Genomic DNA, 7452 nt, shown 5'->3' with positions numbered 1-7452 from the left:
ATCTATCTGTTTCATGCGTTCTTCGGTATAGGGAGTGAGGATCCATTCCGGCTCCGGCAGGACTTGTTTAGCTGTCGAGGCTCCGGCCTGTATGCCTACTTGAGCCGGATTCAATATCGCATATACCGTATCGAATATATTCATTATGCGGAGGTTCCTTCGTCTTTTTTTGCCAGGGTTTTCGGAAGTAGGCTATCAACTTTTTCTTCCGGAATATATCTCTTTAACAGTATGCCAACAAAATATGTAGTAACCGCCGTTAATATTACTACGCGCATGCGCGGAGCTGTAAGCCAGGTTTTCATATTAAGTCTTTCCTACCATACTATCAGATATATCTTTTACATTTGTCTGTAAGGTAGTTATGGCCGCGTCTTTCGCCATATTTTCGATGTTCACCTGGTCGATGATTTCGTTTATTTTATCAATCAATGCGGTTATGCCTATATTTGTATTACCCTCTATCCTCTTTATCATATATCTCCTTTATGTCGTCCAGGCCGGAAGAAGCGTTGCCGCAACTTTAAGCGTTTGGCCGCTTGTGCCGATTGGCAAATTCGCCCACATATCCGGACTATTAGGATAAGTATATAATACTATACGCCGGATATTCATGTATGGCCCTGTCCAAACATCTGCGAATTTGAAAGCGTAATAACGATATGCTATGGCGTTTGTAACAAGTATATATTTTGGATCTGCGGCGTCTGCAGAGGCGTGTATATCAAACTGCGAAGCGGCTATTGTTAACTGTGTCCAGTTAGTATCGGTTGCGTATGTAAGCTCCGAAAATGCGGCGGCATTATTTGATCCCCAGAATGTAAAATTTTTAGCGCCTCCGGCTGGATCTCCGCTATCATGTCCGTTTTCATAATATATTTTTTGTATTATTTTAGCGCTTCCCAGGTCTATATGAAAACGCTGTGGATTATTATTAGGCGCGACCCATTGTCGATTCGCCCATTCGCCAGTAAGCAATATTGTTGGATCAGTAGCGAAAAAAGGTGATAATACGCTATTTAATTCATTCGCTTTGACATAGGTAGCATTTTGCGCTGGAGGATATTGTGCCGCATAAGTTATCGCGGCTTTTCTATAAAGTATATCTCCGACTGCCGGATTTGCCGGAAGTTCGGATATTTTAGCGTTCTGTCCCATGTGTTATACCTCCCCGTAACTGACTTTATCCGTTGCCGTAGCACTTGAAGCCCAGATCGCGCCCTGGTAATCATCAATAGAGTATTGATCCCCAGGCTTTAACGCGACAACGTATTTTGTCGTAGCCGTAGTATTATCGAATCCGATATATACGGTCGAAGTGTTTCCGAGTGCCGCTTGAATAATAACGGATCGCCTTTGAGTATTCGCGGCAACGACTAAGTGGGGATCTGTGTCGAGCGTTACAAGATCGAATCCAAGCGGTGTTGCCACACCTTTTATCTGATCGAGTAAGTCCGACATATCGGACGATAATTGCGTGGCTGATCTAAAGTCCATTATCTCAAATAGTTCTTTCGCGTAGGCCGATATTATTATCGTAACTGTTTTACCGGCTTGCGCTTCCCAGCTTAAAAATAACTGGTTATATGGTCTTACCATATATAAGCCTTTTGAGAATGATAGCGCTTCGTTCTGTTCTTTATTAAATCTTACAGATATTTCAACGGACTGATCTGTCGCGTCTATAACTCCGAAATAATTACCGGCCACTGGAAACTGCCAATTATCCGTTACCGTATCAAGTGGGAGTTCAAAGCTAACCGGTTCCGCGATATCTCCGGCAGTTATCATGCGGATAACTTCTTCAAATGGAAGATTTTTTATATCCTTGATGTTTTGCTGCGCGAGTGTTCCGATAACTTTTGCCGTCAGGCCTTTAGGGATAAATTGTTCTGCCATGATTATTTTCCTTTCGTTACGATATACAAACCGCCGAGGACAAGAAGCGCGATTATTAGCCACATCACCCATGAAAAATCTTGCGCTTGAATGGCCTGGGAGCCTTGCGTTGACACCTGGCCTGGCACTATGATCACGTTATCCGGTAAATTCACCTGGGGAGATGTAGAAGTGGCCGCGCCGGTTACTGTGCCACCGACTTTCAAGGATTCCGTGGGAGCGGTAACTTGCGTTTGCTTCGGCTGTATAGATGATACGATTCCGGTTATCGAATTTAAGAAGCTAACACCTTGCTGGAGATATCCGGATATCATATCCGGAGTAGTTGCTTTTGGCGGCACCGTTCCCGTAATAGTAGAGATAGACTTTGAGAGGGGAGCGTTAATAACGGACAATTTCGAGGCCGCGCTATCCGTCAATAAATTCTGCGCCTTTGGCACCGAGTTACCACCAAGCCAGCTAAAAAATCCGGATATAGGATCCATGTTATTTACCTTTCTTATTTAATACCAGCACCACTATCAAAATTCCTATAACTATAATGATTATAGGAGCGTTATCTACTAAGGGATTTGAAGTCTTTACAGTATTGACGGCCGCGCTTGTATAAGCGGCCGATGTATCAGCCTGGTTATTTGCCGCAACGATGGTTGTCTTTGGTGTTTCGTCTGCTCCGGTAGCCACCGGCACCGTAACATCATAATTTGAATCAGCGGAGAGTATAGACGATATCTGCGCCGCGAATTTAGTCTGTCCTATAGCCACGTTACGATTCGGGTTAGAAGGATCACCCCAGGCCGCCTTCTCCGCGTTGTAAGCGTCTATAATGGCCTGTTTCGTCTTATCGTTCCTGGCCGAGTTAAGAGCCGATTGTGCCGCGTTATACTCCGCCGACATATCGGTCGCTACTGCGGCCACATAGCCAGGATCGTTGCCACCGGCTCCACCTTTAGGCCGTAAGCCGAGGACTTTAAGCCAATCTATACCGGCCGAGGATCCTGCCTGGGCTACTGTCGCCGCTAAAGTAATTGCTTCCGATACCATGTATGCCTTTGATAAGGAAAAGGGAAGGAGAATCCGTAAAAGGATTTTCCTTCCCTGTCCTTTTCCTTATAGGTTAAAGCTATTTCTTTACTATTACCGGAGGAATATATTCCAGGCCGACAACGTATATATCGGTCGTGGCTGTTCCTTTGGTAACCGCAAGCTCCAGCTCCAGCGTTTCTCTGCCGGATCCAGGCGTTACGTTAAGACATTGATTCAGCATACCGTCCGGCATAAGATCGAGATAGTATACGCCGGTTTCAACGGCAGTTTCCTGCGCGTGATACAGCTTCATCAAGTCCTTACAGTTAAGCGCCGGTTGGTCAACTATGACTTCCGAGCCGCTCTTGAGCTTTATGTTCGTTATTACCGCGTCCGAGGGGCCGTCTGTCGAATCCACCGCGAACAGCAAGAAGCCTTTATAGTAGTTTCCTACCGGTAAGGGCTTGATTTGGAAGTTCGTGGAAGTGGCCGCGACGTTTGCCTTAGATATTAACGAAGTGCGGATATCGCCGAATATGAAGTTATTCACTCCGGTTTCTTCCACAACGTCAACGGATAGGCTCATTGCGGTTGTTCCGACTGCGGCGGCGTTCGCCCATGCCGAGCCAAACATATTCGATATCGCCTGTGTATCTATTAACAGATCAAGCGACGATAGGCCGCTTCCTTTCAAGAGAGTATCAAACGGCTTTATTCCGCCGAGGTTCTCAAAAGGAAGTATAAGACCGCCTGTTAATGCGGTATTTGTCTGCGCGGCTCCGGTAGTGGCGTTCGTGCCTTTCGGTGCCGTTCCGTAGAATATCTTGTTGAGGCTATACAGCAAGAAGGCTGGAATTGATACAAGCGTATCGCGGCCATCACGCCTAATGCGGAGGCTCGATATCGTGTGCCATATTCCGGCTGTCTTGATATTGCCGTCGCCGGTTGATCCGGTAACGGTTACTGATCCGGCAAGCTGGAGGACGAGGCCTCTGATCGCGTAGTTACGCGGAAGCTGAATCGTTTCCGGCTGGCCGAGCGTCAAGGTCTTTACTGCTATATTTCGTATCTGTTTTGCCATGTTCTTTTTTTCCTTCCTTAAAGAATGGTTAAAAAAAATCCCAAAAGCTACACGCTTTTAGGCAACACCGATATTCTGTTTCCATGCCGCCGGCATGAAATTGTGAATCGCATACAGAATTACTACAAGAACGATAGCGGTTCCGACCAACTTTTTCGGCGCGAAAAGCTCCATTATCCAATTCATTTTGCCTCTCCTTTGGTTTAGGCGAGGCACACGGAAAAAAAAGAGGCCACTCCAATTTCTCCGTGGCCTCTTAAACTTTACCTATGAGTTAGTATAATGATATATTGTTATTTGACAAGCTCAAAAGTTCGCTCTTTAAGAGCGATTTTCGCGATCTTCCAAAAGTAGGCCATGCGGCAACTATTTGAACAGAAGCGTCCTCGACGGATTCCGCGATAGTATTCATAATATCGAACGTGCGGCGATCTACAGTTAACGCACCGGACATAGGTCTTACGATATCTTGATTGGCTTTTCGAGCGTCGTGATTCCGTTTTCATATTTTATGTAGTGGTAAGGCTCCAGGGAGGGGAGGGAGGCCGCCTTCTCTCCGTAAAACTGCGAAAGATATTTGATATCGTTAGGCTCCTGTTGATGGAATGATACGATAATATCGGCCTGGGCGGTTAAATGCCTGGACGTTTCTGTGTGGCGCCTGGTTGTGGTTATAATGGAGATCTCCTTGTGGCGGCCACGGAGGATCAGATTCTTGAATATGGCAGGGCATTGATGTGCCGAGGTATATATGTCTATTTCGTCTACAATAAAATATACATGGCTAAGATTCTGAACGATCCGCGCGAGCCGGACAAATTCCTCTTGCGCTGTGTCTATATCATCATCATTGAATTGCGGCTGGTATATGGCTTTAAAATTATTATGATAATTATTGATCAAGAAGTCCAGCAAGCTGTCAACGCGCTGGAATACAACACCATCAGAAAACTGCCGCACCGGATCATAGGCTATGAATCTTGTTAAGCCCTTCATCATGGCGCGGCAGTATTCAGTCTTTCCGCTTCCTTTTCTACCTAATATGACTATTATCTTATTACTTGGCATTTTCGGCTGGTGTTCCTGGATCTTTTACCGGTTCCGGTATAGTAACCGGCGCGGCTGGCGCTGGCTGTGCTGGCTCTTTTGTTGGCTCCGGCTGGCTATCCTCCGGCTTTTTCGCTGGCTCTTTCTTGGCTTTTGGCTGGAAGGCTATGGCTAATCCGGTAATGCTTAAAGCCTTAACGCCTGGCATATTCCGGACTGTTTCCGGTATATATCGGCGTTCCAATTCGTCAAGATCCTGGCTAACGCTTTCCAGGAGTTCCGATTTCCTGGTATCGTTAAATTTCTCCTTGTTCGTGATGTGGCATATCATATCTATAAACAGGGGATATATAGACCTGAATATACCTGATACCGGCTTCGGTTCCTGGTTAATCCCTGGCTGTTCTTGGCTTATAGGGATAACCTTTATTTCCTCCTGGTTATCCGGAGGGGTAGGGGGGAGGGTTTCTTTGATTGCTTTTAGCTTATTGAGGCCGTCGTCCTGGTTAGAAGTGCCAGGGGTTTTCTTTTTTCGTGGCATTATTTTGGCTCCCTTTTGGTTGATCGTCCTGGTTAAGTGTTGGCTGTTTCTTGGCTCTTTTACCGGCCGCCAGTTTTGCCAGGTATTTATTTTTAACTTCCAACGTCTTTACCGATTCTTTGAGCTGTTGGTTCTCCTTCAAAAGCGGATTATCGCCTTTATAGGATAGCGCGCCGGTCTTTAAATCCTCTATCGCGCCGCAATTTTTACAAGTATGCTGATCGCTCACTTTTTAACACCTCCTCCGGTAACAGATTTTTCAAAACACTCATAACAGCAAAACACATATAACTTTCTTTCGCGGCTTACCGCGAAACCTGGTATTCTTCTATCAATATCAACTCTTAATGTATTGTAACCTCCTAATGCGATCTCCTTTCCACACTCATCGCAAAACTCTTTTATCATTTGTGCGCCTCCGCTTGTAGCATCGGCTTTATATTATCCACGTTAAAGGCATACTTGCCTATATGTCCGATCAAGATATTCGGTTGTAGCCATATCTTATAACCGCATAGAAGCGCGCGGCGGCAGAAGGCCACATCATCGGACGTTTCGGTTTTTTCTTCCGAACACCATACTGGCATGAACGGTGCAGCGTGTCCGGCTTTGATTAATCCTTCTATAACGCGGCGCTTTATCAGCATAAAGCCGGATCCGGTATGTAGCACTTGAAATGGATATTTTCGGTTCCATACGTCTAAATCCCTTTTAGATAAAGGCCGCCACATGGCGCGGATCGGTTGCTGGCGGTTCGTCATGGGGGGCGATATTATATCCACGTCAGCGCGGATCATAATATCAATAGGATTTTCCTCCGTTTCTTTCTGTGGGATCCAGGTCTGATCTGTGTCAAGGAAAAAAAGATATTCACAATCGGTATTTAAAAACATCGTGGCAAGGTCATTACGGACGCGCGATACAGCGCTCCGGCCGGTTATAGTAATTATATGCTCCGGTTTGATCTCCCAATTCTTCCGCGTATCGAGCAGGGCTTTCAACGTGGTTTCGGTGTCCGGCTCCATTACGTTGTATTTCGCTATTCCAATAAAGACCTTAGTATTAGACCGAGGGAATAGATTTATTTTTTTCATTTTTTAAACTCCTTTCCGTATCTGTTCGTTATGATCTCCCAGGCCAGGCCGAATCTATCGCCGAAGGCCATACCCTTGACAATTTCATATAGCTTCTCTCGCGCATAGTGCCTTATAACCTTGCGCGCTTTTCGTAACTGCCTGGCGGTCATGGTATCTTTAGCCATATACTCCTTTTGGTATGCCAGGGTAGCCGAGCGAGGCCGCCGGATAAGAGGCCGAAGCCGACAAATTCACCTGGCATTTGTATTATATCGTTGCTCCTGTATAGCTTCGATCGTGGCTCTAATCACAAGAAAGATAACGCCAAGCATGCTAATGGATATCAATATACAGCCGACTATCACATCATAAACGGATAGGCAAGACGTTATCACGACACCACCGTAAACATACTATCCGCGTCTATGAGGTTCTTACCGCGGACGATAATACCGTCGAGCCATATATCCTTTAATCCGGACTGTATACGATCTATAATAGGCCGCCAGCGTTTGAAATTTCCACAAGAAGGGGAGAGGCAGGTTCGATAAGACTTGCCATCATCACCCCTGAAAAACATATAGTAAAATTCTTGCCCTGGTGTCCATGACATCTGTTTTTCTACCTTGATCGGCTTTACCTTCATAATTCAGCCTCAAATATCTTTATACCCTCCTTTAGTATCTTCTTTAACGCCGCCGCCTCCGCCGCCGCCTCCGCCGCCGCCTCCGCCGCCGCCTCCGCCGCCGCCTCCGCCGCCGCCCGCGCCGCCCACGCCGCCC

The 7452-nt window shown here is 46.2% G+C and carries 14 protein-coding genes; 1 reads left to right on the top strand and 13 read right to left on the bottom strand.

Annotated elements, in window-relative coordinates; translation table 11 throughout:
• Window positions 1-143: 143 nt before the first annotated feature.
• From PHS46_08485 to PHS46_08470, 4 genes are read right to left on the bottom strand one after another with little or no spacing between them, the layout of a single operon-like run.
• Window positions 144-305, bottom strand: a complete 162-nt coding sequence (locus tag PHS46_08485) for a hypothetical protein (GenBank protein ID MDD3906539.1) — start codon at window positions 303-305, stop codon at window positions 144-146.
• A 1-nt stretch (window position 306) separates the two neighbouring features.
• Complete coding sequence (locus tag PHS46_08480) at window positions 307-477, bottom strand: hypothetical protein (protein MDD3906538.1); 171 nt, start codon at window positions 475-477, stop codon at window positions 307-309.
• Window positions 478-486: 9 nt separating this feature from the next.
• Window positions 487-1158, bottom strand: a complete 672-nt coding sequence (locus PHS46_08475) for a hypothetical protein (GenBank protein ID MDD3906537.1) — start codon at window positions 1156-1158, stop codon at window positions 487-489.
• A gap of 3 nt (window positions 1159-1161) precedes the next feature.
• Window positions 1162-1899 carry a hypothetical protein gene (locus tag PHS46_08470; GenBank protein MDD3906536.1) on the bottom strand — a complete coding sequence of 246 codons (738 nt, stop codon included), beginning with the start codon at window positions 1897-1899 and terminating at the stop codon, window positions 1162-1164.
• A gap of 129 nt (window positions 1900-2028) precedes the next feature.
• On the opposite strand from PHS46_08470, the gene PHS46_08465 reads away from it, so the two are divergent.
• Entirely contained in the window at window positions 2029-2406 is a 378-nt protein-coding gene (locus PHS46_08465; GenBank protein MDD3906535.1) for a hypothetical protein, read from the top strand.
• On the opposite strand, the gene PHS46_08460 is transcribed toward PHS46_08465, so the two are convergent.
• From PHS46_08460 to PHS46_08420, 9 genes are all read right to left on the bottom strand, one after another.
• Window positions 2386-2943, bottom strand: a complete 558-nt coding sequence (locus tag PHS46_08460) for a hypothetical protein (protein MDD3906534.1) — start codon at window positions 2941-2943, stop codon at window positions 2386-2388. The two genes, PHS46_08465 and PHS46_08460, sit on opposite strands and share 21 nt — an antisense overlap.
• Window positions 2944-3022: 79 nt before the next feature.
• On the bottom strand, window positions 3023-4006 hold the full coding sequence (locus PHS46_08455; GenBank protein ID MDD3906533.1) for a hypothetical protein: 984 nt from the start codon (window positions 4004-4006) through the stop codon (window positions 3023-3025).
• Between the two features lie 57 nt (window positions 4007-4063).
• On the bottom strand, window positions 4064-4192 hold the full coding sequence (locus PHS46_08450) for a hypothetical protein (protein MDD3906532.1): 129 nt from the start codon (window positions 4190-4192) through the stop codon (window positions 4064-4066).
• 273 nt (window positions 4193-4465) lie between these two features.
• On the bottom strand, window positions 4466-5074 hold the full coding sequence (locus tag PHS46_08445) for a hypothetical protein (protein MDD3906531.1): 609 nt from the start codon (window positions 5072-5074) through the stop codon (window positions 4466-4468).
• Window positions 5064-5594 carry a hypothetical protein gene (locus PHS46_08440; GenBank protein MDD3906530.1) on the bottom strand — a complete coding sequence of 177 codons (531 nt, stop codon included), beginning with the start codon at window positions 5592-5594 and terminating at the stop codon, window positions 5064-5066. The genes PHS46_08445 and PHS46_08440 overlap by 11 nt, the downstream gene beginning before the upstream one ends.
• Window positions 5560-5823, bottom strand: coding sequence for a hypothetical protein (locus PHS46_08435; protein MDD3906529.1), 264 nt, complete (start codon window positions 5821-5823; stop codon window positions 5560-5562). The genes PHS46_08440 and PHS46_08435 overlap by 35 nt, the downstream gene beginning before the upstream one ends.
• Entirely contained in the window at window positions 5820-6002 is a 183-nt protein-coding gene (locus PHS46_08430; protein ID MDD3906528.1) for a hypothetical protein, read from the bottom strand. The genes PHS46_08435 and PHS46_08430 overlap by 4 nt, the downstream gene beginning before the upstream one ends.
• Entirely contained in the window at window positions 5999-6688 is a 690-nt protein-coding gene (locus tag PHS46_08425; protein MDD3906527.1) for a hypothetical protein, read from the bottom strand. Before PHS46_08425 ends, PHS46_08430 begins: the two co-directional genes overlap by 4 nt.
• Window positions 6685-6855 carry a hypothetical protein gene (locus tag PHS46_08420; protein MDD3906526.1) on the bottom strand — a complete coding sequence of 57 codons (171 nt, stop codon included), beginning with the start codon at window positions 6853-6855 and terminating at the stop codon, window positions 6685-6687. The genes PHS46_08425 and PHS46_08420 overlap by 4 nt, the downstream gene beginning before the upstream one ends.
• Between the last annotated feature and the right edge of the window lie 597 nt (window positions 6856-7452).

This window comes from Candidatus Omnitrophota bacterium (genome assembly GCA_028699255.1).
Classification (GTDB): domain Bacteria; phylum Omnitrophota; class Gorgyraeia; order 2-01-FULL-45-10; family 2-01-FULL-45-10; genus FEN-1322.
The sequence above is the reverse complement of the archived record's forward strand: the minus strand, read 5'-3'. Positions and strand labels throughout refer to the sequence as shown.

What these genes read in the sequence shown, in the direction of transcription:
- PHS46_08485 (MDD3906539.1), bottom strand. Translation starts at nt 305, where the DNA reads ATGAAAACCTGGCTTACAGCTCCGCGCATGCGCGTAGTAATATTAACG.
- PHS46_08480 (MDD3906538.1), bottom strand. Translation starts at nt 477, where the DNA reads ATGATAAAGAGGATAGAGGGTAATACAAATATAGGCATAACCGCATTG.
- PHS46_08475 (MDD3906537.1), bottom strand. Translation starts at nt 1,158, where the DNA reads ATGGGACAGAACGCTAAAATATCCGAACTTCCGGCAAATCCGGCAGTC.
- PHS46_08470 (MDD3906536.1), bottom strand. Translation starts at nt 1,899, where the DNA reads ATGGCAGAACAATTTATCCCTAAAGGCCTGACGGCAAAAGTTATCGGA.
- PHS46_08465 (MDD3906535.1), top strand. Translation starts at nt 2,029, where the DNA reads ATGATCACGTTATCCGGTAAATTCACCTGGGGAGATGTAGAAGTGGCC.
- PHS46_08460 (MDD3906534.1), bottom strand. Translation starts at nt 2,943, where the DNA reads ATGGTATCGGAAGCAATTACTTTAGCGGCGACAGTAGCCCAGGCAGGA.
- PHS46_08455 (MDD3906533.1), bottom strand. Translation starts at nt 4,006, where the DNA reads ATGGCAAAACAGATACGAAATATAGCAGTAAAGACCTTGACGCTCGGC.
- PHS46_08450 (MDD3906532.1), bottom strand. Translation starts at nt 4,192, where the DNA reads ATGAATTGGATAATGGAGCTTTTCGCGCCGAAAAAGTTGGTCGGAACC.
- PHS46_08445 (MDD3906531.1), bottom strand. Translation starts at nt 5,074, where the DNA reads ATGCCAAGTAATAAGATAATAGTCATATTAGGTAGAAAAGGAAGCGGA.
- PHS46_08440 (MDD3906530.1), bottom strand. Translation starts at nt 5,594, where the DNA reads ATGCCACGAAAAAAGAAAACCCCTGGCACTTCTAACCAGGACGACGGC.
- PHS46_08430 (MDD3906528.1), bottom strand. Translation starts at nt 6,002, where the DNA reads ATGATAAAAGAGTTTTGCGATGAGTGTGGAAAGGAGATCGCATTAGGA.
- PHS46_08425 (MDD3906527.1), bottom strand. Translation starts at nt 6,688, where the DNA reads ATGAAAAAAATAAATCTATTCCCTCGGTCTAATACTAAGGTCTTTATT.
- PHS46_08420 (MDD3906526.1), bottom strand. Translation starts at nt 6,855, where the DNA reads ATGGCTAAAGATACCATGACCGCCAGGCAGTTACGAAAAGCGCGCAAG.